General features: G+C 61.3%; 20 protein-coding genes, 1 tRNA gene and 1 pseudogene. 7 read left to right on the forward strand and 15 right to left on the reverse strand.

Translation table 11 applies throughout. The features are described from left to right. Nucleotides 1-25: 25 nt before the first annotated feature. Both BPHYT_RS12860 and folD read left to right on the forward strand, forming a co-directional pair. Nucleotides 26-967 carry a DUF2950 domain-containing protein gene (locus BPHYT_RS12860; protein WP_012433581.1) on the forward strand — a complete coding sequence of 314 codons (942 nt, stop codon included), beginning with the start codon at nucleotides 26-28 and terminating at the stop codon, nucleotides 965-967. 395 nt (nucleotides 968-1,362) lie between these two features. After that, nucleotides 1,363-2,223 (forward strand): bifunctional methylenetetrahydrofolate dehydrogenase/methenyltetrahydrofolate cyclohydrolase FolD, encoded by an 861-nt coding sequence (folD, locus tag BPHYT_RS12865; protein ID WP_012433582.1) that lies wholly within the window; start codon nucleotides 1,363-1,365, stop codon nucleotides 2,221-2,223. Between the two features lie 248 nt (nucleotides 2,224-2,471). Here the strand turns inward: folD and BPHYT_RS12870 are convergent, their stop codons facing one another. Next, nucleotides 2,472-3,587 carry an acyltransferase family protein gene (locus BPHYT_RS12870; RefSeq protein WP_012433583.1) on the reverse strand — a complete coding sequence of 372 codons (1,116 nt, stop codon included), beginning with the start codon at nucleotides 3,585-3,587 and terminating at the stop codon, nucleotides 2,472-2,474. Between the two features lie 325 nt (nucleotides 3,588-3,912). On the opposite strand from BPHYT_RS12870, the gene BPHYT_RS12875 reads away from it, so the two are divergent. After that, the gene (locus tag BPHYT_RS12875; protein ID WP_012433584.1) at nucleotides 3,913-6,021 is read left to right on the forward strand and encodes a M3 family metallopeptidase; all 2,109 of its coding nucleotides are present in this window, start codon (nucleotides 3,913-3,915) and stop codon (nucleotides 6,019-6,021) included. 110 nt (nucleotides 6,022-6,131) lie between these two features. Here BPHYT_RS12875 and BPHYT_RS12880 read toward each other — a convergent pair whose 3' ends face one another. After that, a complete protein-coding gene (locus BPHYT_RS12880) occupies nucleotides 6,132-7,424 on the reverse strand; it encodes an amidohydrolase family protein (RefSeq protein WP_012433585.1) in 1,293 nt (430 codons plus the stop codon). A 205-nt stretch (nucleotides 7,425-7,629) separates the two neighbouring features. Here BPHYT_RS12880 and BPHYT_RS12885 point away from each other — a divergent pair, with 205 nt between their 5' ends. Next, on the forward strand, nucleotides 7,630-8,328 hold the full coding sequence (locus BPHYT_RS12885) for an aspartate/glutamate racemase family protein (RefSeq protein ID WP_012433586.1): 699 nt from the start codon (nucleotides 7,630-7,632) through the stop codon (nucleotides 8,326-8,328). 175 nt (nucleotides 8,329-8,503) lie between these two features. Here the strand turns inward: BPHYT_RS12885 and BPHYT_RS38190 are convergent, their stop codons facing one another. The 6 genes and pseudogenes from BPHYT_RS38190 to BPHYT_RS12905 all read right to left on the reverse strand — a co-directional run bounded on the left by BPHYT_RS38190 (nucleotide 8,504) and on the right by BPHYT_RS12905 (nucleotide 13,949). Beyond that, a complete protein-coding gene (locus BPHYT_RS38190; RefSeq protein ID WP_148225089.1) occupies nucleotides 8,504-8,863 on the reverse strand; it encodes a hypothetical protein in 360 nt (119 codons plus the stop codon). Nucleotides 8,864-9,402: 539 nt separating this feature from the next. Further along, on the reverse strand, nucleotides 9,403-10,161 hold the full coding sequence (locus BPHYT_RS12890) for a hypothetical protein (RefSeq protein ID WP_012433589.1): 759 nt from the start codon (nucleotides 10,159-10,161) through the stop codon (nucleotides 9,403-9,405). Nucleotides 10,162-10,170: 9 nt separating this feature from the next. Beyond that, nucleotides 10,171-10,872, reverse strand: coding sequence for a M35 family metallo-endopeptidase (locus tag BPHYT_RS37270; RefSeq protein ID WP_012433590.1), 702 nt, complete (start codon nucleotides 10,870-10,872; stop codon nucleotides 10,171-10,173). Further along, on the reverse strand, nucleotides 10,865-11,245 hold the full coding sequence (locus BPHYT_RS38195) for a hypothetical protein (RefSeq protein WP_012433591.1): 381 nt from the start codon (nucleotides 11,243-11,245) through the stop codon (nucleotides 10,865-10,867). Before BPHYT_RS38195 ends, BPHYT_RS37270 begins: the two co-directional genes overlap by 8 nt. 78 nt (nucleotides 11,246-11,323) lie before the next feature. Next, nucleotides 11,324-12,523: pseudogene (locus BPHYT_RS12895) on the reverse strand (IS3 family transposase). A 757-nt stretch (nucleotides 12,524-13,280) separates the two neighbouring features. Further along, nucleotides 13,281-13,949, reverse strand: a complete 669-nt coding sequence (locus BPHYT_RS12905) for a PAAR domain-containing protein (protein ID WP_012433595.1) — start codon at nucleotides 13,947-13,949, stop codon at nucleotides 13,281-13,283. Between the two features lie 372 nt (nucleotides 13,950-14,321). On the opposite strand from BPHYT_RS12905, the gene BPHYT_RS12910 reads away from it, so the two are divergent. Beyond that, a complete protein-coding gene (locus BPHYT_RS12910) occupies nucleotides 14,322-14,705 on the forward strand; it encodes a phage portal family protein (protein ID WP_012433596.1) in 384 nt (127 codons plus the stop codon). 622 nt (nucleotides 14,706-15,327) lie between these two features. On the opposite strand, the gene BPHYT_RS12915 is transcribed toward BPHYT_RS12910, so the two are convergent. Both BPHYT_RS12915 and BPHYT_RS12920 read right to left on the reverse strand, forming a co-directional pair. Continuing rightward, a tRNA-Met gene (locus BPHYT_RS12915) sits at nucleotides 15,328-15,404 on the reverse strand. Nucleotides 15,405-15,493: 89 nt separating this feature from the next. Next, nucleotides 15,494-15,781 (reverse strand): hypothetical protein, encoded by a 288-nt coding sequence (locus tag BPHYT_RS12920; RefSeq protein WP_012433597.1) that lies wholly within the window; start codon nucleotides 15,779-15,781, stop codon nucleotides 15,494-15,496. Between the two features lie 170 nt (nucleotides 15,782-15,951). Here BPHYT_RS12920 and xth point away from each other — a divergent pair, with 170 nt between their 5' ends. Continuing rightward, entirely contained in the window at nucleotides 15,952-16,728 is a 777-nt protein-coding gene (xth, locus tag BPHYT_RS12925) for an exodeoxyribonuclease III (protein WP_012433598.1), read from the forward strand. A gap of 21 nt (nucleotides 16,729-16,749) precedes the next feature. Here xth and BPHYT_RS12930 read toward each other — a convergent pair whose 3' ends face one another. From BPHYT_RS12930 to glnA, 4 genes are all read right to left on the reverse strand, one after another. Continuing rightward, entirely contained in the window at nucleotides 16,750-18,849 is a 2,100-nt protein-coding gene (locus tag BPHYT_RS12930; protein WP_012433599.1) for a prolyl oligopeptidase family serine peptidase, read from the reverse strand. Nucleotides 18,850-18,963: 114 nt separating this feature from the next. Then, complete coding sequence (ntrC, locus tag BPHYT_RS12935) at nucleotides 18,964-20,481, reverse strand: nitrogen regulation protein NR(I) (RefSeq protein WP_012433600.1); 1,518 nt, start codon at nucleotides 20,479-20,481, stop codon at nucleotides 18,964-18,966. 44 nt (nucleotides 20,482-20,525) lie between these two features. Then, nucleotides 20,526-21,668 carry a nitrogen regulation protein NR(II) gene (gene glnL, locus BPHYT_RS12940; protein ID WP_012433601.1) on the reverse strand — a complete coding sequence of 381 codons (1,143 nt, stop codon included), beginning with the start codon at nucleotides 21,666-21,668 and terminating at the stop codon, nucleotides 20,526-20,528. Between the two features lie 210 nt (nucleotides 21,669-21,878). Then, on the reverse strand, nucleotides 21,879-23,294 hold the full coding sequence (gene glnA / locus BPHYT_RS12945; protein WP_012433602.1) for a type I glutamate--ammonia ligase: 1,416 nt from the start codon (nucleotides 23,292-23,294) through the stop codon (nucleotides 21,879-21,881). 441 nt (nucleotides 23,295-23,735) lie between these two features. On the opposite strand from glnA, the gene BPHYT_RS12950 reads away from it, so the two are divergent. Continuing rightward, nucleotides 23,736-24,200, forward strand: coding sequence for a rhodanese-like domain-containing protein (locus BPHYT_RS12950; protein ID WP_012433603.1), 465 nt, complete (start codon nucleotides 23,736-23,738; stop codon nucleotides 24,198-24,200). A 296-nt stretch (nucleotides 24,201-24,496) separates the two neighbouring features. Here the strand turns inward: BPHYT_RS12950 and BPHYT_RS12955 are convergent, their stop codons facing one another. Continuing rightward, a complete protein-coding gene (locus BPHYT_RS12955) occupies nucleotides 24,497-25,333 on the reverse strand; it encodes a competence/damage-inducible protein A (RefSeq protein WP_012433604.1) in 837 nt (278 codons plus the stop codon). Between the last annotated feature and the right edge of the window lie 28 nt (nucleotides 25,334-25,361).

The raw sequence follows: 25,361 nt of genomic DNA on the forward strand, positions 1-25,361 counted from the left end.
CGTCGAACAGAAAAGGAAGAATCCGATGATGCATCTATTCGCAAAGCGCAAGCTGCGCGCCCAAGTCCTGACATTTGCGATCGCTCTCGTTACCACCGGCACACTGGTGCTGGCGCCGATTCTGCTGATCAGCGCGATTCCCGCCCATGCCCAGGCGCTCTATCCCAGCGCGGACGACGCCGCCAACGCCTTCGTCGAAGCCCTCGCCCGCAACGACGAAGACGCGCTCAAGCGCGTGCTCGGCGGCGATTTTCATCGCTTCATTCCGACCGATGGCATCGGCCAGGACGACATCTATCAGTTCCTCGGCGAATGGTCGAAAAACCATCAGATCGTCAAGGATCCAGTCAGTGACAAAGGCCGCGCCACCGCGCATCTGACGGTCGGCGACAGCGGTTGGACCTTGCCGATTCCGCTCGTACAGTCGGGCAAGGGCTGGCGTTTCGATCCGCCGGCGGGACGCGATGAAATGCTGACACGCCGCATCGGCCGCAATGAACACGGCGCGATCCTGGCCTCGCTGGTGTATCTCGATGCGCAATACGACTATCGCAACCTGACCCGGCACTATGCACAGCGTCTCATCAGTACGCCGGGACAGCACGACGGCCTGTACTGGAAGACGGCGCCCGGCGAAGCGGAAAGCCCACTTGGACCGATCTCCGCCACCAGGCCCGACGGCACGCGGTCTGAAGAGGCGTATCACGGCTATCGCTTCCGCATTCTCACGGCCCAAGGCGCGCACGCGAAGGGCGGCGCCGACAACTATGTCGAGAACGGCGTGCTGAGCAAAGGGTTCGGACTGATAGCCTCGCCAGCCGAATATGGCAGGACCGGCGTGATGAGTTTCATCGTCAACCAGGACGGGCAGGTCTATGAGAAAAACCTCGGGCCGCGCACCACGCGCGCGGCTGCCGCCATCACGGCATTCGATCCGGGTTCCGGCTGGCAGGCGGTCGAGCCTTAGCCGTCGCGTTTGACAGCCGAGCTTGCGCCCGCTACGCCGGGCGGCAGGCACCAAGCGACAGGCGCCAGGCTTTCGGCGGCAGGCGCGGCGCCGAATAGGCGAACAGTTGCCTTGGCAGCGAACCTGTGGCCGCCACCGCTCGAAGCGGGCATTCGTGCCCACCATGTGAAGCACGCACGACCCGCGTCCCCACTGCGCCACGCAGCCAGGAATCCGTACGCGGCATGCCTGGCAGGGCCGGTATAATGTCGCACTTTGCAGCGCCGCTTAACCCCGATTCGCGCCGCGCGCTTTTCACGTGCCGACCCATTCCCGTTGAAAAGCGCCATCGCGCGCGGCACGCACGAGCGTCTGCGCCCCGCCCCGCTTTCCAAACTGCCCATCTCGACCCGACCATGACTGCCAAACTGATCGACGGCCTAGCCCTTTCCAAGACCCTGCGCGCCGACGTCGCCGCGCGCGCCGCCGCCCTCACCGCCCGCGGCCATCAGCCGGGCCTCGCGGTGGTGCTGGTCGGCGACAACCCGGCCAGTGAAGTGTATGTGCGCAACAAAGTGAAGGCCTGCCACGACAACGGGCTCGGCTCGTCGTTCGACCGCTATCCGGCCGATCTGCCGGAAGCCGAACTGCTCGCGCGCATCGACGAACTGAACCGCGACCCGCGCATTCACGGCATTCTGGTGCAACTGCCGCTGCCGCCGCATATCGACAGCCACAAAGTGATCGAGGCGATCGCGCCGGAAAAGGACGTGGACGGCTTTCACGTCGCCAACGCCGGCGCGCTGATGACCGGCCGGCCGTTGTTCCGTCCGTGCACGCCGTACGGCGTCATGAAAATGCTCGCCGCTTACGAGATTCCGCTGCAAGGCGCGAACGCGGTGGTGATCGGCCGCTCGAACATCGTCGGCAAGCCGATGGCGCTGCTGCTGCTCGAAGCCGGCGCGACCGTCACGATCTGCCACAGCAAGACGCGCGATCTGGCCGCTCACACGCGCAACGCGGATGTCGTGGTCGCCGCCACCGGCTTGCGCAACATTCTCACGGCGGAGATGGTGAAGCCGGGCGCGGCAGTGATCGACGTCGGCATGAATCGTGACGACGCCGGCAAGCTGTGCGGCGACGTGGATTTTGCGGGCGTCAAGGAAGTGGCCGGCTACATCACGCCGGTGCCGGGCGGCGTCGGCCCGATGACGATCACCATGCTGCTCGTCAACACGATCGAAGCCGCCGAGCGCGAAGCGGCAGCGAACGCGTAAAGCGGCTGGAGAAAAGCCGGCGGAGCGTCTTCGCCGGCTTTGGGACTTTTGGCCTTGGCGTTGTGTCAGGGTATCGACGTCTATCGGCGCTAACGCGCGCCACAGCTCTTAGCGCTCGCGTTGGTCGCCTGAACGCCGGCGAAGCAACCTCACCGGCATCGGGATGCTTGCGGCCTTGGCGTCTTGCCAAGGTATCCGCATCCATCAGCGCCGCACGCGCCTCTTACGTCAGCGCATCTCAGCTCAGTTCAACGCACGGCTCGATCGCCAGCCGGCATCCCCGCCGCAACCGGCGTCGACGACCGCGCCAGACGCCCGCGGCACCACTTCAGCACCGGCCGTTCCACGAAGTGCCACGACAACGCCGCGCACAGCAGAATGACCGGCGCGGCGATCAACACCGCTGTCACATGGTTCAACTGCGGCGCGATATTCGCGACGCATTGCTGCACCATGAAGCCATACAGATAGATGCCGTACGAGTAATCGTGACGCGGCACGAAGCGCCGCAGGAGCGGCGTCGTGCCGATCCACAGCACGCCGTACACGAAGGCGAGATAGAACAGCGGCTGCGCACCGGCCGTATCGCGGAACACCAGAAACACCATCGTGAACGCCAGCGCGGTCAACCCGTTGATGTCGATCCGTTCGCGCCAGCCATACAGCAGCATGCCCAGCATGAAAAACGGCTCCGGCCAGAACGAATAGCCGTCCGGCGTTTCGCTGAAATCGCGCAAGCCGATCTGCCAATGCGCGTGATCCACGTGCAGCATGAAGAAGGCGCAGCCGAGCGCGGCCGCGAGCATCACGCCGCGCGAGCTGGACAGCAAACCCACCATGCCCGTCACGAGCACGAGCAGATAGCAGCGCACTTCAACCGGCAGCGTCCAGAGCGGTCCGCAAATGTCGACCGGATAGCGGTTGTGCTCGAACACGCCGGGCAGCGCCCAGCCGGCGCTGCGCACGATAGTCGAGAAGTTGTCGAGATTGGCCCACGTCATGCCGGAGGCGAAATACTCGCGCAGCGTCAGCGTCGTAAAGAGCGGACCGATGATGAACACCGTCACCAGCGACCCGGCCGCCACCGCTGGCCACAACCGCGCGATGCGCAACACGGCGAAGCGCGGCACCGAGCGTTGCCGGTCGAAGCTGGCGGTCACCAGCATGCCGCTCAGCAGGAAAAAGGCGTAGACGCCCAGCGCGCCGAAACCGTCGAAGCCCAACGCGTTCTGAACCCAATCCGTCGTGCCGTCGGGCGCCTGAAGCACATACGAATGGCCATACACGACGGCAATGGCGGCGAGCAGCCGCACGAGATCGAAATTATTACCCTTGTGCGCGAGTGCGTCCGAAAGCGGATTCATCGATACCTCTTTGCAAAAAAACGCCGCCGACCGACAGCGACGCTCCACATTGCCGCATGGCAGCAATCGAAACCGTGCGCTTTCGCACAGAGCACGGCGGCGGATTTCGGTGCGCGTGGACGCTCGGCTGCCATGTCGCGCTCGCGCGCAGGGCCGCGACATCTGATAATTTGTCTGCCGACGGATTGGAATCAACGCGCCCTGCCCCAATAATGTCTATATCGGCTGTTTTGGGGCGTCATAGCGCGCGCCCCGAAGGCGGTCCCCTCGGGGACGCCCGTCGATGCACCGATTACCCGTTCACCCGCGTCAGACAGGAAGCCTCATGTCCACTACCGCCTCGAATCACGACAATCCGCTCCTCGATTTCTCCGACCTGCCGCGCTTTGGCGAAATCCGCCCCGAACACGTCACGCCCGCCCTCGATGTGCTGCTCGCCGATGCGGCCGCCGCCGTCGAGCGCGCCGCCCAGCCGATCACGCCCGCTTCATGGGCCGACGTGGTCGAGCCGGTCGAGCGCGCCACCGAACCGTTGTCGCGCGCCTGGAGCGTGGTCGGCCATCTGAACGCGGTTGCCGACACCCCCGAACTGCGCGCCGTGTATGGCGAGAATCTGCCGCGCGTCACCGAGTTCTGGTCGAGCGTCGGGCAAAATCTCGCGCTGTATGAGAAGTACAAGGCGTTGAATGCCAGCGTAGACTTCGAATCGCTGACCGGCGAGCGCAAGAAAATCCTCGGCAATGCGCTGCGCGATTTCCGCCTGTCCGGCGCGGAATTGCCGGAAGACCAGAAGCCCCATTTCGCCGAGTTGCAGGAACGCCAGGCGGCGCTTTCAAAAGCGTTTTCCGATCACGTGCTCGATGCGACCAACGCATACGCGTATATCGTCGAAGCCGGCAACGAAGCAGAACTGGCCGGTTTGCCCGAAGACGTGATCGAAGGCGCGAAGGAAGCGGCCGAACGCGAAGGCAAGACCGGCTACAAGTTCACGCTGCACTTCCCGTCGTACTTCCCGGTGATGCAGTACTCGGAAAATCGTCCGATGCGTGAAGCGATGTATCGCGCCTTTGTGACGCGTGCTTCCGAACTCGGCCCGCAATACGGCAACGGCAAGCCCGAGTGGGACAACACCGCGGTGCTCGCGGAACAGCTGAAACTGCGCGCCGAAGAAGCGCACATGCTCGGCTTCAACAACTTCGCCGAAGTCTCGCTCGCGCCGAAAATGGCCGAGTCGCCCGCCCAGGTGATGAGCTTTCTGGAAGACCTCGCCACGCGCGCGCGTCCGCATGCCGAGCAGGACTGGAAGGAACTGCGCCAATTCGCGGCGAACGAACTCGGCATGACTGAACTGCAACCGTGGGACATGACGTTCGCCGCGGAGCGTCTGCGCCAGAAGCGCTACTCGTTCTCCGAGAACGAAGTCAAACAGTACTTCCCGGAAGACGCCGTATTCAAGGGTCTTTTCAAGGTCACGGAGACACTCTTCGGCGTGCGTATCCGTCGCGACGAAGCGGCCGTGTGGCATCCGGACGTGCGCTTTTTCCGCGTCGAGAATCAGGACGGCGGCCTCGTCGCGCAGTTCTACCTCGATCTGTATGCGCGCGAAGGCAAACGCGGCGGCGCCTGGATGGACGACGCGCGCGGCCGTCACAAGCACACGCACGGCAGCGTGCAGACGCCCGTCGCGTATCTGACGTGCAACTTCTCGGCGCCGGTCGGCGGCAAGCCGGCCTGCTTCACGCACGACGAAGTCATCACGCTGTTCCATGAGTTCGGCCACGGGTTGCATCACATGCTCACGCGTGTCGATGAGCTGGGCGTGTCGGGTATCAACGGCGTCGAGTGGGACGCCGTCGAACTGCCGTCGCAATTCATGGAGAACTTCTGCTGGGAGTGGGACGTGTTGAGCGACATGACCTCGCACGTCGAAACGGCCAAGCCGTTGCCGCGCGATCTGTTCGACAAGATGCTCGCCGCGAAGAATTTCCAGAGTGGTCTCGGCACGCTGCGTCAGATCGTGTTCTCGATGTTCGACATGCAACTGCATACCGGCTTCGATGCGTCCGGCACGAAGAACGCCACCGAACTCGCGAGCGAAATCAACGCGCGCTTCCATGTCGTGCCGCAGGCGCCGTTCTCGCGTTGGCCGAATACGTTCAGCCACATTTTCGCGGGCGGTTATGCGGCGGGTTACTACAGCTACAAGTGGGCTGAAGTGCTCTCCGCCGACGCCTACGCGGCATTCGAAGAAGCCGCGCAAACGGCGAGCGGCAGCGTGCTCGATCAGGCGACCGGCCTGCGCTATCGCAAGGAGATTCTGGAAGTGGGCGGCAGCCGACCGGCAATGGAATCGTTCAAGGCGTTCCGCGGGCGCGAGCCGAATATCGACGCCTTGCTGCGCCACAATGGCATGTCGCCGGGCGCGGCGCATTGATCGGTTGATGCGAACCTCGGCGCTTTGCATGGGCCGATAAAAAACCGGTGACCTGCGTTATGCAGGCACCGGTTTTTTTGTTTCGGGCGAGGCTCCGAGCCTCGCTGCAATCAGCCGCGATGCAGCTTGAAATCCACTTGCGCAGGGCGGCCTTCGAGCGACAGCGCCGCGCGCGCAGCCGGCGCACGGCTCACCACCTTGCCGCGGCTCACCACCGCAAGGCGCGCGGCGCGCAAACGAATTGCTTCCACCGGATCGCGCGCGTCGAGCAGCACGAGATTGGCCGCGCATCCCGGCGCGACGCCATAGCCCTCCAGACCGAGAATGCGCGCAGCGTTCACCGTCACCGCGTCGAAACAGGCGCGCATACCGTCGACGCCCGTCATCTGCGCCACATGCAAACCCATGTGCGCGACTTCGAGCATGTCGCCCGAACCGAGGCTATACCACGGGTCCATCACGCAATCGTGACCGAATGCGACGTTGATGCCGGCCGCCATCATCTCGGGTACGCGCGTCATGCCGCGGCGTTTCGGATACGTGTCGCTGCGTCCTTGCAGCGTGATGTTGATCAGCGGATTCGCGATCGCCGCGACGCCCGACTCGCGCATCAGCGGCAGCAGTTTGCTGACGTAGTAGTTGTCCATGGAATGCATGGAGGTCAGATGCGAACCGGTGACGCGCCCGTGCAAACCGAGCCGGTGCGTTTCGGCCGCGAGCGTCTCGATGTGCCGCGACATCGGATCGTCCGATTCATCGCAATGCATGTCGACGCGCAAGCCCTGCTCCGCCGCGTACTCGCACAACAGGCGCACGGACTGCGCGCCGTCGGCCATGGTGCGCTCGAAATGCGGAATGCCGCCGACCACGTCCACACCCATCGCGATCGAGCGCTTGAGGTTCTCGAAAGCGCCCGGGCTGCGCAGCACGCCGTCTTGCGGAAAGGCCACCAGTTGCAGATCAAGATAAGGCGCCACGCGGCGTTTCACTTCGACCAGCGCCTCGACCGCGAGCAGGCGCGGATCGCACACATCCACGTGGCTGCGAATGGCCAGCAATCCGCGCGCGACGGCCCAGTCGCAATACTGCAGCGCGCGCTCGATCAGCGCCTCCTGCGTCAGGTCCGGCTTCAGTTCGCCCCATAACGCGATGCCTTCGAGCAGCGTGCCCGACGCGTTCACGCGCGGCAGACCGTACGAGAGCGTTGCGTCCATATGGAAATGCGGATCGACGAACGGCGGCGTGACGAGTGAGCCCGCGGCGTCGATTTCCTCGTGCGCGTTGGCGGCCAGATTCGGTTCGACCGCAACGATGCGGCCCGCTTCAATGCCGATGTCGACCGGCTCTTTATGTTGCGGCGCGGCGCCTGGCGGCAGCATCGCGCGGCGGATGATCAGATCCATCTATCGCTCCCTTTGACCCCGTCCTGATTGATTACGATTCTATCGGCGTCAGAAAGCGCGTGGCGGCGAATTTGTTCGACGTTTTTTCATCCGGGCGTACCGGCGAGCGGCGCGCGATCCGTACCGGCAGTGCATCGCGCCGCCCGCCTATACTCGCCGGACAGACGGTCGATGCCGCGCCGTCATCCACTCACGGAGCAAGCACATGAAAACGATCGGCGTGATCGGCGGGATGAGCTGGGAATCGTCCACCGAGTACTACAAGCTTCTCAACCGCCACGCCAAGGCGCGGCTCGGCGGTCACCACAACGCGCGCAGTCTGATGCTCACCCTCGACTTCGCGCCGATCGAAGCGAACCAGCGCGCGGGCGACTGGACCGCGCTCGGCCAGCAGATGGCCGACGCCGCGCGCCAACTCGAACGCGGCGGCGCCGATCTGGTGATGCTGGCGACCAATACGATGCATCGCGTGTATGAATCGATCGAAGCGGCGATCGACGTGCCCTTCCTACATATCGCCGATCCTACCGGCAGCGCGCTGCGGGCGGCAGGGATCGAGCGGGTGGGCTTGCTGGGCACGCGCTATACGATGGAGCAAACTTTCTACACGGGACGTCTGCGCGAGCGCTACGGCCTGGAGACGGTGATTCCCGACGAAGCCGAGCGCGCGGACGTGCATCGCATCATTTATGACGAGCTATGCCACGGCAACGTGAACGACGCTTCGCGCGCGGTGTATCAGCGTGTGATCGAAGCGCTGGCCGCGCGCGGCGCGCAGGCGGTGATTCTCGGCTGCACGGAGATTACTTTGCTGATCAAGGCGGAAGATTCTGCGTTGCCTGTGTTCGATACGACTGCGTTGCATGCGCAGGCGGCGGTGGAATGGGCGATTGATGGGGAGTGAGGTGGAGGCGCGGGAGTAATAGGCAATGCGGCTTCGAAACTGGGCGGGGCTTCGTCAGTATCGAGTTGGACTCAGCGTACTTCGATAACGCGTGCGAGCGCATCAACGAAGTTCACCGCCAAGGCGCGCTATTCGATCACGCCGACACGGCGCAGGAACAACGGCGGCTGGCGATTTAGTGAGGCGACGCTGAAGGCAGGAAGGCAACGTTGGCATTAGTCGCTTTGACAGCAAGGCTGAGGCGTTCAGGGTTTTTTGTTCGGAATCGAACAGTGTGCCCGTATTCATCGGTTACGCCTTTTGCCGTTATCCCGGATGGGAACGTTACCCGGTAGGCAATTTGCGCTAACGGCTTACCTTCTGAGTCGGCAATTGTGTATTGCATTGAATTCGGGAATTTCTTAGATAGGTCCGAATCCGTCGGATTGCTCCCTGTATTTGCGTCGGCCGTCTCCGGTACTTGCGCTGCAACGTGGTGCGCGGCAATCGTGGCGCTCACCACGAACAACGCCAATATAAGATGTTTCAATTTCAAGTTTCCTCGTGGATCGAAAAGCCCCGCCGAAGCGGGGCTGATAATCACTGGGGCGCAGGTAGTCTAACGGACTATCGAGATTGGACCTCTCGCGTAACGCCAATACCCAACCGTCCCCTGTCTTCGCAATCACCTAGCCGACGGTGACCTAAAAGGAGTTTCAACGATTGAACATTATTAGCTTCATAGAACATCGTGTACCCGCTAGCGTCTGTTTCTCCTATTGCGGCCACGCCGGATGGGTAGCAAACTGTGTAATAAACCCTAGCACACGGGCCATTTCTACACGCTAATAGAAAACGTACAAATGAACGGTCTGAATTCGCTTTCCCCGATGTGATTGTGGTCGGCGAATCATGTTTTGCGTCGACCGTCTCCGGTCTTTGCGCTGCAACGTGGTGCGCGGCGATCGTGGCGCTCACAACGAACAACGTCAATATAAACCGTTTAATTTTCAAGCTCCCTCACGGATCGATAAAGCCCCGCCGAAGCGGAACTTACGAGGCTGATCCTTGCCCTGCGCAACCTTTGCCAATCGACTAATAGCTATACTGGTCGACTTTCACCTCAATAGTTGTGTACTCAGGGCCAAGTAGTTGTAGAAGTTCGGTGCGTCCCTGATTGTCCGTCATACCTATATATTTATGTGCGCTCGTCGCGATTTGATAGCAAACCCCCGCGCGCGGCTTTCCGCCGTTAGTGGCCAACGTAAGAGCTTGCTCCTTCGTAGTAGCGGTCCAAACTTCACGCGTAATAATGCGGGCGTTAGCCGGTTCCCGCTTATCTCCACAAGTAAAAATGTTACTGCCGGGCACGAGTCCGGGTGTATCTGCTGTTACGGCATAGCTGACGACCCCCGGAAGATTCGGCGTATTACACAGTTTTTGACAGCCGGTGGCCGGACACTTCGGCACGAACTCAACGCCGATCTGCCATTTATCGTCCGGATCAATTTTTCCCTTGTTGAGTTCTATAACTCTCTCATCAACATCTATATCGTCTTTGTCGAGCCCCAGTTGCTTTAGGAATGCCGTGATCTTTTCCCCTCGCAACGCCGCAAGCTGCTTGGGATTCGATTCGTATTCGAACGCGGTTGCCTCGACTGTGGCTCTCGTTCCTTCTCCCGTCCACTCCCTTGCAGTTAGATAGTGGCGAGTCAGGGCAAGACGATCGCCGTTGCTTATATCTGTCGCACCGTGCGGCAACTCGATTTTGTCTTGGAGAAGAATCGTACATGCCGTTGCCTGCAATGATGCAGCAGTCAGCACTAACCCCAAAATATAGATACCTATTTTCATATATCCTCTCTATTCGTCGCGAGCCAAAATGTACCAAGCAATGCTGTCCGCATTGTTTATCGCAATATCCGAATGATCGCGGGCCAGCCAACCACAAGCCGTTCTCCCGTATGCGCCACGGTAGTCAATCGTGCCGAATGTATCCATAAAATGCGTGCATTCATGAACCAGTGTCAATTGCATTGACGACAATTTACCCGCTGACTTTTGCGGCAAGTAACAGAAATTTGTATCAATCGCTATTGTATGCGTAGCCGTATCAGGGCCGCAAACGTGTGCAACTTCCCCTCGATTATTTGCATTCGGTGTGCAGCCGACGGCGCGGTCTCTTTCTGGGTCTGGTCGAATGAAATTGCTGGCAGTTAGCCCATTCATTACTTGAATAAGATTATTCAATCCGTTTATCAGCGTCTTCCGCACAGCGTCGTCGTTCGAGCCAAACCACGCCTTGACTCGATCGCGCGCTGAAGGCGACCACATGGAAAGCTCACTTTGCCGCTGACGGATGATCTTTACGGCCTCATCTCTTAGAGACAGTACGGTTTGCCGAAACTCTCTATCAGTCATATTCGGGCAAATTGGTGTCGTATCTATGGACACGTAAACCATCGACCCGGGATTCGTATTTGTGACGGCACTCGAATGAACCTCGAACCATTCTTCGTTTTCGCTCGTCTTGAAGCCGTAACTGTTGCTGCCGGCGTCACTCATTGATCGATTCTCCAGTTATGTAGAGCCTTAGCCTTTCTGTTCCATCTGTTTCGATGCGTTCTGTTGCACCGATCGCGTTCGTCGTACCTGTGGTGACTTGGCCGCTATTGGTGACGATTCGATAGCGAATATGTGCGAGCGGGCGGCGCGTGTCGTCAACCAAGGTAAATTGCTCATCGAAGGGTGCAGTTTGCGTAACTCCAGGCGGCGGGTTCCCTACGGTGGAACGCCCGATATTCGTATTTTTATGAACGAAGCACTTCGCATCCGAAGCGGCGATTACTCGATTCTTTCCGCAAGGGCATAGAACAGGATCGTTATCAAGTACAACCGGTGTTCCACGGTTCCGCATCTTGTCGCCGGTTCCGTGCATCGGCCACAATCCCTTGCAGTTTCCGCAAGTTGCGTGTTCACTGGAGTTGACCCGGTAACTCAGGACACTCGGACACCGTTAAGTTGATGATGCAGCGGTTCGCCGGAACTCCCGGGGAGAACGGTACTTTAGTGCCTTATGCGGGTGGCGTTCGTTGTAATGTTCAAAGGCGTCGGCCAGATGCGAGAGCGCTGTTGGCACGTCGGGCTTCTCCATAAAGGCGATGTAATCGTGCTTGATTGTCTTCACGAACGACTCGGCCATGCCGTTACTCTGCGGCGAACGAACCGGTGTAGTCAACGGCTCCAGACCCAGCTCGCGAGCGAAACTGCGCGTGCGATGGTCGATGTAGGCAGAGCCGTTGTCCGACAGCCATTCAATGGGTGCACCTGCCTGCGTCGTGCCGAAGCGTTGCTCGACCGCTGCGAGCATCACATCTCGCACGACGTCGCCGCTATGACCGGCAGTAGTCGCTGCCCAACTGATGGCTTCCCGGTCATGGCAGTCCAGCGCAAACGTCACGCGCAACGGCGAGCCGTCGTCGCAACGGAACTCGAAGCCGTCCGAGCACCAGCGGACATTACTGCGGTCAACGGCAATGCGTCCGTCATGCCGACGGGTATCGCGACGTTGGCCAAGGCGCCGGAGCAGCAACTGATGGTCACGCATGACGCGATAGACCCGCTTGGCGTTCACGCACGGCGCACCGGTCAATTCGTGACTACGTCGCAGCAATGCCCAGACTCGTCGGTATCCATAAGTCGGCAAGTCCGCCACATGCTCGTGGATTGCAGCGACCAGCTCCGTGTCGTCGGTCTGTCGGGCGCGGCGGCCGTCCTGCCAGGTCTGGAGAGCGGGCTTTTCTGACTGCCAAAGCAGAGCGCGCCACGCCGAGAACATCGCAGACCGTTTTCATTGGTCGTCCCCGGGCAGTAAGGGCGAGCGCGCAATCCAGTTTTTTGAGCGGCCATACTCGACTGCTTCCTTCAGGATTTCTGCCTCCTGCGTCTTCTTGCCAAGCAGACGCTGCAGTTCCCTGATTTCCTTCATCGCTGTGGCCAACTGCGAAGCGGGCACCACGGCTTCTCCAGCCTTCACCGCAGCCAGGCTGCCTTCCTCGTATTGCTTGCGCCACGCAAACACCTGGTTTGGGTTGACCCCGTGCCGTCGGGCAACCGCTGAAACCGTTGCTCCCGGCTCCAGGGTTTCCTGCACGATGGCCACCTTCTCCTGGACCGAACGTCGACGACGGCGCTCCGGCTCGGTCAGAACTTCAATGCTTTCCACGATTTGCCTAGGCTTGAAACCAGTCACAAGATTCCCTCTTATTTTAAGGGGTGCCTCGTGTCCTGAGAATCAAGGGGCTACTCCATTCACCGTCCAGAGCTAGCTTTATCCCGTTGTCGTGAATCATCGCCTTTAATGCAATGACACGCCCGCCAGTCGTTGTAACGTCCCGGTCTCTTACTACAGCAATACGCATTAGTGACCTCCAGCGATTTCAAGCACTAGCCGCTTTGCTGCGTCCGTTGCGATTCGCTGCGTTATTCCTTGTGAGTCGGTTACGCCACTTGCTACGATGTTTGAGCCGACGCGCACGCGATATCGAACACCAGCAAGTGGTCGGCGCTGGGAATCCCTGAGCGTGTATTGTTCGTCACAAGTCGCGCGCGGACCGGCGAAGGATTGCGGGCCATTCGTTGCGCGTGCGACGGCGCTATAGTCTTCGTCATCGCACCATGATTCGCCCGCAAGCTTCGCAACGATTCGGGGTGGCGTTTCGCAATTGCATAAGACGATATCGCCGTCCGCTGCGGTTTCACCCATAAAATTGATTCGGCGCGGGCCTCCGGCTTTCGCGATAACGCCCGTGCTCTTGCACGCCTCGCAATACGCGGAGCCGCCGATTAATGCGACCTGGTGGCCGCCGTCACCCCACGCGCAAAGCGGGCCTTCGTAATGGTCGATTTGCCCGCCTGTACTGAGCTGGTCTCCTACGACCGCTACCCGTCGCATCATGGCTATTCCCCGTGTGTTACTGGCGCGTGATTACTTCGCCGTGTTCGTTGACAGGAACAAAGACTGTTGATGTGCGCACGTCACGGTGCAGGCTATCGTTAATCACGTCGCCGTTATCGAGCATGCTGCCCACAATCCCGAACGCACAGGCAGGCTTTCCGGGCAGTGCGATCCCGGTAATGATGCGGGCGCGCGTACCGTCCGCATACTCCATGAAGTCACCGATGCGCGCAGCTTTCTTGCGCATCTCCTGAACTTCGTATGTGCCTGTAGCGTCCGTGAGTACGCCGCCTCTTGGTGTTGTCGCGCCAGCCACAGCTAAACGCGCTGAAGGTTTGTGCGACTCGGGCACATAATCGACATCGAATAGCACCTCAATCTCTTGGTCTTCGTCTACAAAGATCCCGCGCTCGCTCCAGATGGCCGAAACGATCCTGCCGCCATTGCTCAGGCTGCTACCAACGAGTGCAACGGGATTGCCGGAATAGACAAGCGCGATGCCTGCGCCGTCCATAACGACCGGTTCGCTGACGTCGCTATACATCACAATGTCGCCGACGCATGTAACCGGAAGGCCGCAGATTTGAAGTACGCTGCCGCTCGTCACGCATCCGCTACGCTCGGTACGAGCCCCGATGGTTGCGAACGGATACAACTCGCCATTACATTCCTGCTGTTCCGACATTTACCCCCCACGAAGTAGAAGAAAGCGATCCGCCCGGTAACGCGGCCGGCGATGCGGTAGCGGGCTGAATTGCTCCCGCTCGGGTCATCGTGCTTCAGGTTTGAAACAGGGGGGAATAAGACAAAGACTAAAAGGGGGGCGATCAATGCGCGTTGCATGCCGGCGCGATCATGATCTGACATACGACAATCCAGCCTAATATGGCGAATTATTGGGACGACCTGAACTTGTCCGAAATTTTGAAGCCCGCGCAATGCGGGCTTTGTCGTTTCTGGCCGTACTTACTGCGGAAAAGCTCACCATGCGCGACCTCTACGCCAGTCACGCCGCCGCGTTGCGCGAGTGCGCAACAGCTTTCGCAGGACTGCAGCGATGTTAATTATTCGTCCGCTCGCGCCGGGCTTGCTCGAAGCGTGGAAGACGCTTAACCGTCGCCGTACCGACTTCGCTAACGGCTTCGCGTACCCGGTTCGCACCGCGTTTATCGAGGAAGCGCTCGAAGTCAATGATTTGCCGCCACCGGATAACGCGCCGCCGTTCATCGAAGCGCGCGGCGCATATTCGCGGCGTACGTGGATCGGCCCCGGCCGTAGGTGGATTGATCCGGTAGCAGAAAAGCAAGGCGCGGTGCTCGGCATGGAAGCGGGACTATCGACGCTCGAAAGCGAGCGCGCGGAAAATTCCGGCGAGGACTGGGAAGACGTGCTCCACCAGCGTCTTGCGTCGGTTCCTTGCATGCCACGTTCATCGACGTAGCGTCACGAAAGCCGGAAAAATATTTCGCGGTAACACTGCGAGCAATTAGGTGATGTGAGAGGCGTAATGGAAACTGTGAAAGCGAATCTTGCCGTGCTTGGCGGCGCTGGTGCGGTTGTCGCAGCGGTGTGTGCTGCATCCGCAATAATGTTTCGCGCACCTTGACTGCATGGCTCACAAAGCGCGTTACGAACGGTCACGGGCATACGCGCGAAGTGCGTCAACGCTTTCCGCACACACCTCGGCGTACCCTGTTCGTTTCGTGAATTTGCCTGCAACCTTCTGACGTGGCGCACAGATCGCGCGACAGATTGCAGTGAGGAGAACGAGGTAGCTGGTCGATCACCCGTTGCGACGGCGGTTCAGAACAACGCCATGTGGATGCGTATGCAACCATGCGAGATAGGCTGAATCGTTACCGTCGAAGAGAATTGCGGACAAGTCGGCTCCTCGTAGAAGAGGTTGCTCTCCGACAAAAGACAACAAAAAACCCGCACGGGGCGGGTTTCAGTTTTCGGGCAACTTCGCACGGAATACGCAAGCTTTGCCTTCAGTTTGCCCTAACGGTGAATTCAGGGCGATTCAAACGGATACACAAATCGGCTATAAGCCTCGGTGCGACTGGTTGCGGGGGTAGGATTTGAACCTACGACCTTCGGGTTATGAGCCCGACGAGCTGCCAGACTGCTCCACCCCGCGTCAGAGAAAACGGATTGTATAGAGATGTTCGCAAGACGTCAAACAATCGCGCGAATTATTTCGCGCTCGTGAAATGACGCACACGCGACTCACAAATCCTGGACCGTCGCACCTTCCACCTTGCCGTCGATAATATCCGCACCGTACTGGCTCGCGCTGCGTTTGGCCACGCCGAAATCGGAGAACGTGACCGGCAGCACGAGACGAAATACGCGGCTCGCCTTCGAGCCGCTGATCGCGCCCGGACGGCAGACGCGCACCGCGACGTCGTAACCTTCGGAGTGGCGCTTGTGACCGTCGAACTTGTCGAACGCCCGCGAAAACACCAGCGGATGCACTTCGAAGTCCTTATAAAGGGCTGGGTAAAGTTCGGCCATGATGCCTCCCCGATGCGCAAAAGCGCGAGTGTGAGTCGCCCCACTATACGCCGCGGCATGAGCGGCTCGCGCTTTTATTTTCGACGCCGCGACGGGGCCATTTTCACCGCCCCCTCGTCCGCGCGATAAGATGCGGGACTATCGGAATCACGCAAGAAAAAGAGAATGTCATGAAAATCGCCACCTGGAACGTCAACTCCCTCAAAGTCCGCCAGCAGCATGTGATCGACTGGCTCGAAACCAGCGGCACCGACGTGCTGTGCCTTCAGGAACTGAAGCTGCCGGACGAAAAATTCCCGCGCGCCGAACTCGAAGAGAAAGGCTACCGCAGCTGGTTCGCCGGGCAGAAGACCTATAACGGCGTCGGCATTCTGGTGCGTGGCGGCCTGACAGTCGACGAAGGCAGCATCGTGCGCAACATTCCGGGCTTTGAAGATCCGCAGCAACGCGTGATTGCCGCGACCATCGAAGGCGTGCGCATCATCTCCGCGTATTTCCCGAACGGTCAGGCACCGGGCACCGACAAGTTCGCGTACAAACTGCGCTGGCTTGCTGCGCTGCACGACTGGATCGCGAGCGAGATGGCGCTGCATCCGAAGCTCGCGCTGCTCGGCGACTACAACATCGCGCCGGACGATCGCGACGTGCACGATCCGAAAGCGTGGGAAGGCCAGAACCTGGTGTCGCCGGAAGAACGCGCTGCGTTCGTGCGGCTCATCGAGCTCGGTCTTCTCGACGCATTCCGCCAGTTCGAGCAGCCGGAGAAAATCTACTCGTGGTGGGACTACCGGATGATGGCGTTCCGCCGCAACGCGGGGCTGCGCATCGACCACATCCTGCTGTCGAAGGCGCTGGCCGACGTGTGCTCGTCCTGCGACGTCGACAAGGTGCCGCGCAAATGGGATCAGCCGTCGGACCACGCGCCGGTTGTCGCGCAACTCGGCTGATCTCGCGTCATCAAGTCCAGGCTACGTGGACGGGTTCAACGTACGCCACAGGAACTCGAACACCATCGCATCGTGCTCGGCCTGCTCCAGTTCATCGGAGCCGCCGTGCCCGCCCTCCGTATTCTCCCGATACCACACGTGCTCCACGCCCAGCGCCTGCATGCGCGCGGCCATCTTGCGCGCGTGGCCGGGATGCACACGGTCGTCGGCCGTCGACGTGGTGAACAGCACCGGCGGATACGCAACGTTCGCCGCCACGCGGTGATACGGCGAGTAAGCGGCCAGCATGCCTGCCTCATCGGGCTCGTCGGGATCGCCGTATTCGTCTATCCATGACGCGCCCGCGTGCAGCAGATGATAGCGGCGCATGTCGAGCAAGGGCACCTCACATACCACGGCACCGAACAGCTCGGGGCGCTGCACCATGCACGCCGCCACCAGCAGGCCGCCGTTGCTGCCACCCTGAATGCCGAGTTGCGCGGCGCTCGTCACACCCGTGTCGATCAACGCCTCGGCCACCGCGATGAAATCATCGAACGCGCGCTGGCGATGCTTGCCCTGCGCGGCCGTATGCCATCTCGTGCCGAACTCGCCGCCACCGCGAATATGCGCGACCACGTACACACCGCCGCGCGCCAGCCAGCCGATACCTTGCCCGGTGAGGTAGCTCGGCAGCAACGGAATCGCAAAGCCGCCGTAACCGTTGAGCAGGCATGGGCGTGCGTGTTGTTGCGCATCGCGTGGGCCGACGACGGTGTACGGCACGCGCGTGCCGTCCGCGGAAACTGCGTGAGCGCGCGTGACGGTAAATTGCGTCGCGTCGAATTGCGTCGGCCAGCGGTCGAGCAATTCCCATTCGCTCAGGTCGTCGCGCGCGAGATCAGCGAGCCAGTATGCGGGCGGCTGCAGATAGTCGTCGGTATCGACGAACACTTCGTCGTCGAGCGTCGGCTCGACGGGCGACACGTCGGCTTGCGTGTCGTCGCGCGTCGGAAAGATGCGTTGCTGCCAATGCCACGCCTGGTTGTCGGCTTGCGACGGCGTCAATAGCAAGGTCTTGTTCTGCACATCCTCCAGATACGACACGATCAGATGGTTGAGCGTATGCGTCCACTCGCAGGCCGAGGTTTGCGGCGTCGGCGTGAATAACGGCAGGACGTCGCGCTCGCCGCGCAGGAACGCATCTTCGCGAATCACCAGCAACGCGCCGCCCGGATAGTGCGCGCCATTGCAGTCCCAATCGAGTCGCGGCTCGAGCAACAACCAGCCTTGCCAGCCGCTCACCGCGACATGCGACGGCACCTCGTAGCGGCGCCATGCGTCGGTGGCACCGTGGGCGTCATCGAGGTAGTACGTGTGTGAATCGAAGAAATCGACGCTGCTCACCACCGTATGCCGCTGCTCGACCGGATCGTAGTGTGCTTCCACGCCGATATCGCCGAACGCGCCCTTGAACACCACAGGCGCGTCGGCGAGCGCCGTGCCGCGTGTCCAGCGCCGCACTTCGCGCGGATACCCGGAGCGCGTCAAGCTCTTGCGGCCGTTATCCCAGCCCACATAAAGCGTGTCCCGATCGATCCACGACGCCGTGTGCTTGCCGGCCTTCGCGATCACGAAACCGTCGTCGACGAAGCGTCGCGCGTCGATGTCGAATTCGCGCACCACGAGCGCGTCCGAGCCGCCCGGCGACAGCGTGATCAGCGCGCGGTCGCCATCGGGATAGAGAATGTCCAGTTCCACGCACACCCACGGCGTGCCTTCGGCGGCGCCGAGCGCGTCGAAGTCGAGCAGGTTCTGCCACTCCGGTTTGCCGCCACGCCATGCCGCCCATGTCGTACGCCGCCAGATGCCCTTGGGATTGCGCTCGTCCTGCCACAGGTCGTAAGCCCAATCCTTCCAGCGGTCGGGAATCACCGGACGCTCGCGGGGCAGATAGGCGTCGGCGAGCCGCTGCCTGAGCGAGGCGAACTCCGCGCTGCTGCACCACGCGGCGCGCGTGCGCGCGTTCTGCTGTTCGACCCACGCGAGCGCGTCAGGGTCGTCGAGCGCTTCGAGCGACAGAAAGGGATCGGGGGAAAGCGGCCAGGAGAAAGGAGCGGTGAGAGTGCGAGGTGCGGGCATCGTCGGCTGTCGAATGAAAACAGCGTTGATTATGCCTTGCGGGAGCGCGCGACTCGTTCGACAAGCGAATGAACGGGGGCGGCTCACGCGCCGCCCCGCTCTGCGGCCAGACGCTCAGGGCTCGAGATTGAGTTCCTGAATCTTGCGCGTAATCGTATTGCGGCCGATGCCGAGACGCTCCGCCGCTTCGACCTTGCGTCCGCGCGTGAAGTCGAGCGCCTCGCGAATCACCGCCGCTTCGAAACGGCGCGCGAGTTCATCCATGACGTCCGCGGCATTCTCGCGCAACATCCGCGCGACTTCGGTGCGTAACCCGCCTTCCCAGGCGCTGACGGTAGTCGCGGCCGGCATGCCGCCCGCCGCGGCCGGATGCGTTGCCGCACTCGTGCCGTTGACCGGCACGCCGCCTGCGAGAGTCGCATCACCCGCGCCGATCACCCCGCCGCCACCGCCGGTCAGATCGCTCACGCCGGCTTGCGCGGGGCCGAGATCGGGCGGCAAGTCCTTGATCTCGATGGTCTGCGCCGGCGCCATCACCGTCAGCCAGTTGGCGAGATTCTCCAATTGACGCACATTGCCTGGAAACGGCAACGACGCGAGATGAGCCAGCGCCTCTTCGGACACACGCTTCGGTTCGACGCCGAGATCGCGCGCGCTCTTTTGCAGAAAGTGCCGTGTGAGCAGCGGAATGTCCTCGCTGCGCTCGCGCAAAGCCGGCAAGCGCAAGCGAATCACATTGAGACGGTGATACAAGTCCTCGCGGAACAGACCCTGACGCACGCGCGATTCGAGATTCTGGTGCGTCGCCGCGATCACACGCACATTGGCGCGCAATGGATTGTGGCCGCCGACGCGATAGAACTGCCCATCCGACAACACTCGCAACAGACGCGTCTGCAGATCGAACGGCATATCGCCGATTTCGTCGAGAAACAGCGTGCCGTTCTCGGCCTGTTCGAAACGGCCCTGACGCATGGCCTGCGCGCCGGTGAAGGCCCCGCGCTCGTGACCGAATAGTTCGGATTCCAACAGATCTTTTGGAATCGCGGCGGTGTTCAGCGCGATGAAGGGACCGTTCGCGCGTGGGCTATGTCGGTGCAACGCACGCGCGACCAGTTCCTTCCCGGTGCCTGATTCGCCGGTAATGAGCACGGTTGCCGCAGAATGGGACAAACGGCCGATCGCGCGGAACATATCCTGCATCGCTGGTGCCTGGCCGAGCATTTCTGGTGCTTCGGTGACGCGTTCGTCCCACGTCTGTTCGCCGCGCATGCTTTCGCCCACGGCACGGCGGATCAGTTCGACGGCCTTGTCGACGTCGAACGGTTTGGCGAGGTATTCGAAGGCACCGCCCTGGAATGCGGCGACCGCGCTATCCAGATCCGAGAACGCCGTCATGATGATGACGGGCAAGCCCGGCACCTTGTCGCGTACGGTTTGCAGCAATTCGAGGCCGGAGCCGCCAGGCATCCTGATGTCGGACACCAGCACCTGCGGGCTGTCGTGGTCGAGCGCGGCCGACGCTTCGCGCACGTTCGCGAAGCTGCGGGTCGCGAAGTTTTCGCGGGCCAGTGCTTTTTCGAGCACCCAGCGAATCGATTGATCGTCGTCTACTATCCAGATCGGCTTCATATGGGTCGGTCAGAAGTCTTGAGTACGTTTGAGTACGTATGGTGTTAGCAGTCGAGCGGCAGCAGAATCTGAAACTCGGTGTGGCCCGGGCGGCTATCCACTTCGATCAAACCGTCGTGCTGTTGCACGAAGGTCTGCGCGAGCGTCAGTCCAAGACCGCTGCCGTCCTCGCGCCCCGACACGAGCGGATAGAAAATGCGGTCACGGATCTCTTCGGGAATGCCTGGGCCGTTGTCAGTGATATGCAAGTCCAGTGCCAGCTTACATAAGCGTTTCGACACCGTAATCTTGCGAGCCACGCGGGTGCGCAATTCGATCCGCGCATCGCCCTGCGAAATACGTTCGCGCAGCGCTTCAGCCGCATTGCGCACGATATTCAGGAGCGCCTGGATCAACTGCTCCTTGTCGCCGCGCAGGTCCGGCACGCTCACGTCGTAATCGCGTTCGATGGTGAGGCCGCGCGGAAACTCCGCGAGGATCACCTGGCGCACGCGCTCGCACACCTCGTGAATATTCACGTCGCCGACGATATGCGGATGACGGTGCGGCTCCAGCAGTCGATCGACCAGCGTTTGCAGCCGGTCCGACTCCTTGATGATCACCTGGGTGTACTCGCGCAACTCATCGCGCTGACGCTCGCCGAGTTCGAACTCGAGCAGTTGCGCCGCGCCGCGAATCCCGCCGAGCGGATTCTTGATTTCGTGCGCGAGGTTGCGGATCAGTTGCTTGTTGACCGCAGTGAGGTCGTTGATGCGCTCCTCGCGGTCGGTGCGTATATGGCGCTCGTTCTCGAACAGTTCGAGCAGCACGTAGTCTTGCGCGCCTTCCAGGAAACCGACGATCGCATGCACATGCAGCGGCTCGTGGCCCGGACGCTCGAGCACGGCATCCAGATGCGTCGCTTGAAAACGGTGGGCGGCGATCGCGGAAATAGTCGCGACCAGTTCGTCGGCATTCGAGAAGATGTCCGGCCACGCCATTTGCGTCAGTTGCCGGCGCGAGAGCTCCAGCATCGACTCCGCCGACGGATTCGCAAACGCGACGCGCAGCGTGCGCTTTTCGAGCACCAGCACGACAGTCGGCAACGCCTCGAAGCCCGGCAGCAAACCCGAGCTGACTAGTTGAGCGTCGTCGGAGAGCGCCTGCTCGTGCCCTTTCCTTGCCTTGATCAGATTCTTGAGAACCATCTTGCAGTCTGGCCGATAGGAGATGGTGATAAAACTTTGATGCGCTTTAGGTGTTGCTCATTGCCTTGCCCGCGAGCCGCAAACGTTACGAGCGTTGCGGATGTTACGAGCGGCCTAACGAAAAAGGGACGGCGCCGCCGTCCCTTCGTGACCGATCGCGAGCGTCGGGCAAAGCGCTTCGCCGTATGAAGGGCGAAGCGCCATGGCCGCTTACAGCGAGTAGTACATTTCGAATTCGATCGGGTGCACCGACTGACGATAGCGTTGCAGCTCGCCCGTCTTCAGTTCGATGTACGCGTCGAGCATCGAATCCGTGAACACGCCACCGCGCGTCAGGAATTCGCGGTCCGCGTCCAGCGCGTCCAGAGCCTGGTCGAGGCCGGCGCACACGGTCGGGATCTTTGCATCCTCTTCCGGCGGCAGGTCGTACAGGTTCTTGTCGGCGGCTTCGCCCGGGTGAATCTTGTTCTGCACACCGTCCAGACCCGCCATCATCAGCGCGGAGAAGCACAGGTACGGATTCGCCATCGGATCCGGGAAGCGCGTTTCGATACGGCGGCCCTTCGGGTTCGACACGTGCGGAATGCGGATCGATGCCGAACGGTTGCGAGCCGAGTAAGCCAGCTTGACCGGTGCTTCGAAGTGCGGCACGAGGCGCTTGTACGAGTTCGTTGACGGGTTCGTGATCGCGTTCAGGGCGCGAGCATGCTTGATGATGCCGCCGATGTAGAACAGCGCGAATTCCGACAGACCCGCGTAACCGTTGCCCGCGAACAGGTTCGCGCCGTCTTTCCAGATCGACTGGTGAACGTGCATGCCCGAACCGTTATCGCCGACCACCGGCTTCGGCATGAACGTTGCCGTCTTGCCGTACGTGTGCGCGACGTTGTGGATGATGTACTTCATTTGCTGCAGCCAGTCGGCGCGTTGCACCAGCGTCGAGAACTTGGTGCCGATTTCATTCTGGCCCTGGCCCGCGACTTCGTGGTGATGCACTTCGACCGGAATGCCGATCTGTTCGAGTAGCAGACACATTTCCGAACGGATGTCCTGGAACGTGTCGACCGGAGCGACCGGGAAGTAGCCGCCCTTGGTGCCCGGACGGTGGCCGGTGTTGCCGCCTTCGAATTCCTTCGCCGACGACCACGGTGCTTCTTCCGAACCAATCTTGATGAAGCAGCCCGATTGATCCGTGTTCCACTGGACCGAATCGAAAATGAAGAATTCGGGTTCCGGACCGAAGAATGCCGTGTCGCCGAGGCCCGTGCTCTTCAGGTAGGCTTCGGCGCGCTTTGCCAGCGAGCGCGGGTCGCGCTCGTAGCCCTTGCCGTCCGCCGGTTCGACGACGTCGCAGGTCAGCACGAGGGTGGATTCTTCGTAGAACGGGTCGATGAAAGCCGTATTCGCGTCCGGGACCAGCAACATGTCTGATGCCTCGATGCCCTTCCAGCCGGCAATCGAAGAACCGTCAAACGCATGGCCGCTTTCGAACTTGTCTTCATCGAATGCCGACACCGGCACCGAAACGTGTTGCTCCTTGCCGCGCGTGTCGGTGAAACGAAAGTCGACAAACTTGACGTCTTCGTCTTTGACGAGTTGCACGACGTCGGCCACGGATTTACTCATAACCTATCTCCTGATTAACGAATTCGGCGGATTCAGCCGCCGCCCAATCTAGCTGACCCGTCCCGGCGCGTCCACCCTCAATCGTTGAGGACGACCATAAAAGTCTGCCTGGACAAATCGATCGGCACCAATAAAGCAGCTTCCGTGCCATGTATGCGCCAACCCGGCGCAGCACCGTACTGCGCGCGCGTTTGCGGGGAATCGACGCACCGAGCGGCATGCAGCCCCGAAATCTGCCGGCCCGGCGTCGCACCAAATGTGTGCATTCACCTGATTGGCAACGACCGTCATCTCTATTTTGGTGCATCGCATGAAATTTGCACCATCTTTGCGCACTCCGGAGATCGCGAAGTTTGCCGGTTCTCCGCCGCTCGCGGCCATGCGCGCGCGCCGTACGCCGCGCGCTAGAATGGTCATTTGGTCCGAAGGAGATTTGCGCTCATGAGCACGCTCGAACAGTTGTACGCCAGCGCGGACAAGCGCCGCACCGAGAATCAGTTGCCGTACGCGGGCGCGATATCGCCCGCCGAAGCGTTCGAACTGCTGCAACTCGATCCGCGCACGCGTCTCGTCGATGTGCGCACCCGCGCTGAGCTCGATTGGGTCGGACGGCCGGTGATCGGCGACGGCCAATACGCGCACGTGGAATGGACCCGCTATCCGGGCGCGGTGCCGAATCAGGAATTTCTCGCGCAGTTGAAACAGGTCGCCACGCCCGACACGCCCGTGCTGTTCCTGTGCCGCAGCGCCGCGCGCTCGAAGCTCGCCGCGATCGCCGCCACGCAAGCCGGCTTCACCAAGGCGTATGACCTGCTGGAAGGCTTCGAAGGCGACAAGGACGGCCAAGGGCATCGGAAGACGGTGTCGGGCTGGTGCTTTCGCGGATTGCCGTGGATCGGCGCGTAAATACGGCGATTGCGTGACTGCTGCGTGGCGGCCGCGTGGCGGCTGTGTCGCGCTCGCTCGCGCGCTACCGTTCGTGGCCGGCCTGCGTGATAACTGCCCGCTAGCAGTCACGGCGGATTGTCTGGAGCGGTTCACAACGCCAGCTTCTTGAGGCCCGCACCTGAGGACCAGCACATCCTCCGCGCTCAATGTGACAGGCCAATGATCCGCCTAAGCCGCGCTCAGCATCCGCAACGCGCGCAATGAAAAACGGGCGCCGCAGCGCCCGAGCAAAGTCAAACATATGTCACGCGAGATCAACCGCGCGGCTTCGCCGCCGCAGCCGCCGCCTCGGGTTCGACAATATCGCCGCCCAGCAGGTGCACACCTTCCCGCAGCTTGACGAACGCCGCCGCCACCGCTTCCGGCTCGCCCTTCACGCCCAGATCGATGTGATGCCGCGCGTACACGCCGCCGCGCTCCGCATCGCCCACGCTCGGCAGACTGAAGACCCGCACGCCCGGAAAATCGCGTTCGATTTTTTCCATCAGCGGCGTGATGCGCGACTCCGGCAACTCGAACACCAATAGCGACTTCTCCGCATGCGGCATGGCGTGATGCAGATGCGCGTACTGCGTATCCAGCACCCACTCGATCATCGGCCACGCCATCACCGGGAAACCCGGCACGAAGTGATGATGATGGATCGAAAAGCCCGGAATCTTGTTATAGCCATTCGGAATGATCGACGCACCCTGCGGATACGTGCCCATATTCAGCCGATGCCGATTTTCCGGCGACTCCAGATCGAGCGGCGCGGGCGAGTTCGCCGGGTACATCTCGCGGATGCGCTCCTGAATGAGCTTCGCGGCCTCCGGATGCAGTTCGAGCGGCACGCCGAGCGCGGCCGCCGCGCACTGGCGCGTGTGGTCGTCCGGCGTGGCACCGATGCCGCCCGTGGAGAACACGATGTCGCCCGAGGCGAACGTGCGTCGCAGCGTCGCGGTGATGCGCTCCGGATCGTCGCCGATGTACTCCGCCCAGCCGAGCGACAGCCCACGCGCGCCCAGCAATTCGATGACCTTCGGCAGATGCTTGTCGACACGCCTGCCCGACAGAATTTCATCGCCGATGATGATGACGCCAAATGCCATTGCCGCCTCTTTTTCGCTTAGTCAGTAA

The organism is Paraburkholderia phytofirmans PsJN (assembly GCF_000020125.1).
In the GTDB taxonomy this organism is placed as follows: domain Bacteria; phylum Pseudomonadota; class Gammaproteobacteria; order Burkholderiales; family Burkholderiaceae; genus Paraburkholderia; species Paraburkholderia phytofirmans.

What these genes read in the sequence shown, in the direction of transcription:
- BPHYT_RS12875 (WP_012433584.1), top strand. Translation starts at nt 3,913, where the DNA reads ATGTCCACTACCGCCTCGAATCACGACAATCCGCTCCTCGATTTCTCC.
- folD (WP_012433582.1), top strand. Translation starts at nt 1,363, where the DNA reads ATGACTGCCAAACTGATCGACGGCCTAGCCCTTTCCAAGACCCTGCGC.
- BPHYT_RS12950 (WP_012433603.1), top strand. Translation starts at nt 23,736, where the DNA reads ATGAGCACGCTCGAACAGTTGTACGCCAGCGCGGACAAGCGCCGCACC.
- BPHYT_RS12860 (WP_012433581.1), top strand. Translation starts at nt 26, where the DNA reads ATGATGCATCTATTCGCAAAGCGCAAGCTGCGCGCCCAAGTCCTGACA.
- BPHYT_RS12880 (WP_012433585.1), bottom strand. Translation starts at nt 7,424, where the DNA reads ATGGATCTGATCATCCGCCGCGCGATGCTGCCGCCAGGCGCCGCGCCG.
- BPHYT_RS12955 (WP_012433604.1), bottom strand. Translation starts at nt 25,333, where the DNA reads ATGGCATTTGGCGTCATCATCATCGGCGATGAAATTCTGTCGGGCAGG.
- ntrC (WP_012433600.1), bottom strand. Translation starts at nt 20,481, where the DNA reads ATGAAGCCGATCTGGATAGTAGACGACGATCAATCGATTCGCTGGGTG.
- BPHYT_RS37270 (WP_012433590.1), bottom strand. Translation starts at nt 10,872, where the DNA reads ATGAGTGACGCCGGCAGCAACAGTTACGGCTTCAAGACGAGCGAAAAC.
- BPHYT_RS12905 (WP_012433595.1), bottom strand. Translation starts at nt 13,949, where the DNA reads ATGTCGGAACAGCAGGAATGTAATGGCGAGTTGTATCCGTTCGCAACC.
- glnA (WP_012433602.1), bottom strand. Translation starts at nt 23,294, where the DNA reads ATGAGTAAATCCGTGGCCGACGTCGTGCAACTCGTCAAAGACGAAGAC.
- BPHYT_RS12870 (WP_012433583.1), bottom strand. Translation starts at nt 3,587, where the DNA reads ATGAATCCGCTTTCGGACGCACTCGCGCACAAGGGTAATAATTTCGAT.
- xth (WP_012433598.1), top strand. Translation starts at nt 15,952, where the DNA reads ATGAAAATCGCCACCTGGAACGTCAACTCCCTCAAAGTCCGCCAGCAG.
- BPHYT_RS38195 (WP_012433591.1), bottom strand. Translation starts at nt 11,245, where the DNA reads ATGCACGGAACCGGCGACAAGATGCGGAACCGTGGAACACCGGTTGTA.
- BPHYT_RS12920 (WP_012433597.1), bottom strand. Translation starts at nt 15,781, where the DNA reads ATGGCCGAACTTTACCCAGCCCTTTATAAGGACTTCGAAGTGCATCCG.
- BPHYT_RS12930 (WP_012433599.1), bottom strand. Translation starts at nt 18,849, where the DNA reads ATGCCCGCACCTCGCACTCTCACCGCTCCTTTCTCCTGGCCGCTTTCC.
- glnL (WP_012433601.1), bottom strand. Translation starts at nt 21,668, where the DNA reads ATGGTTCTCAAGAATCTGATCAAGGCAAGGAAAGGGCACGAGCAGGCG.
- BPHYT_RS12890 (WP_012433589.1), bottom strand. Translation starts at nt 10,161, where the DNA reads ATGAAAATAGGTATCTATATTTTGGGGTTAGTGCTGACTGCTGCATCA.
- BPHYT_RS12885 (WP_012433586.1), top strand. Translation starts at nt 7,630, where the DNA reads ATGAAAACGATCGGCGTGATCGGCGGGATGAGCTGGGAATCGTCCACC.
- BPHYT_RS12910 (WP_012433596.1), top strand. Translation starts at nt 14,322, where the DNA reads ATGTTAATTATTCGTCCGCTCGCGCCGGGCTTGCTCGAAGCGTGGAAG.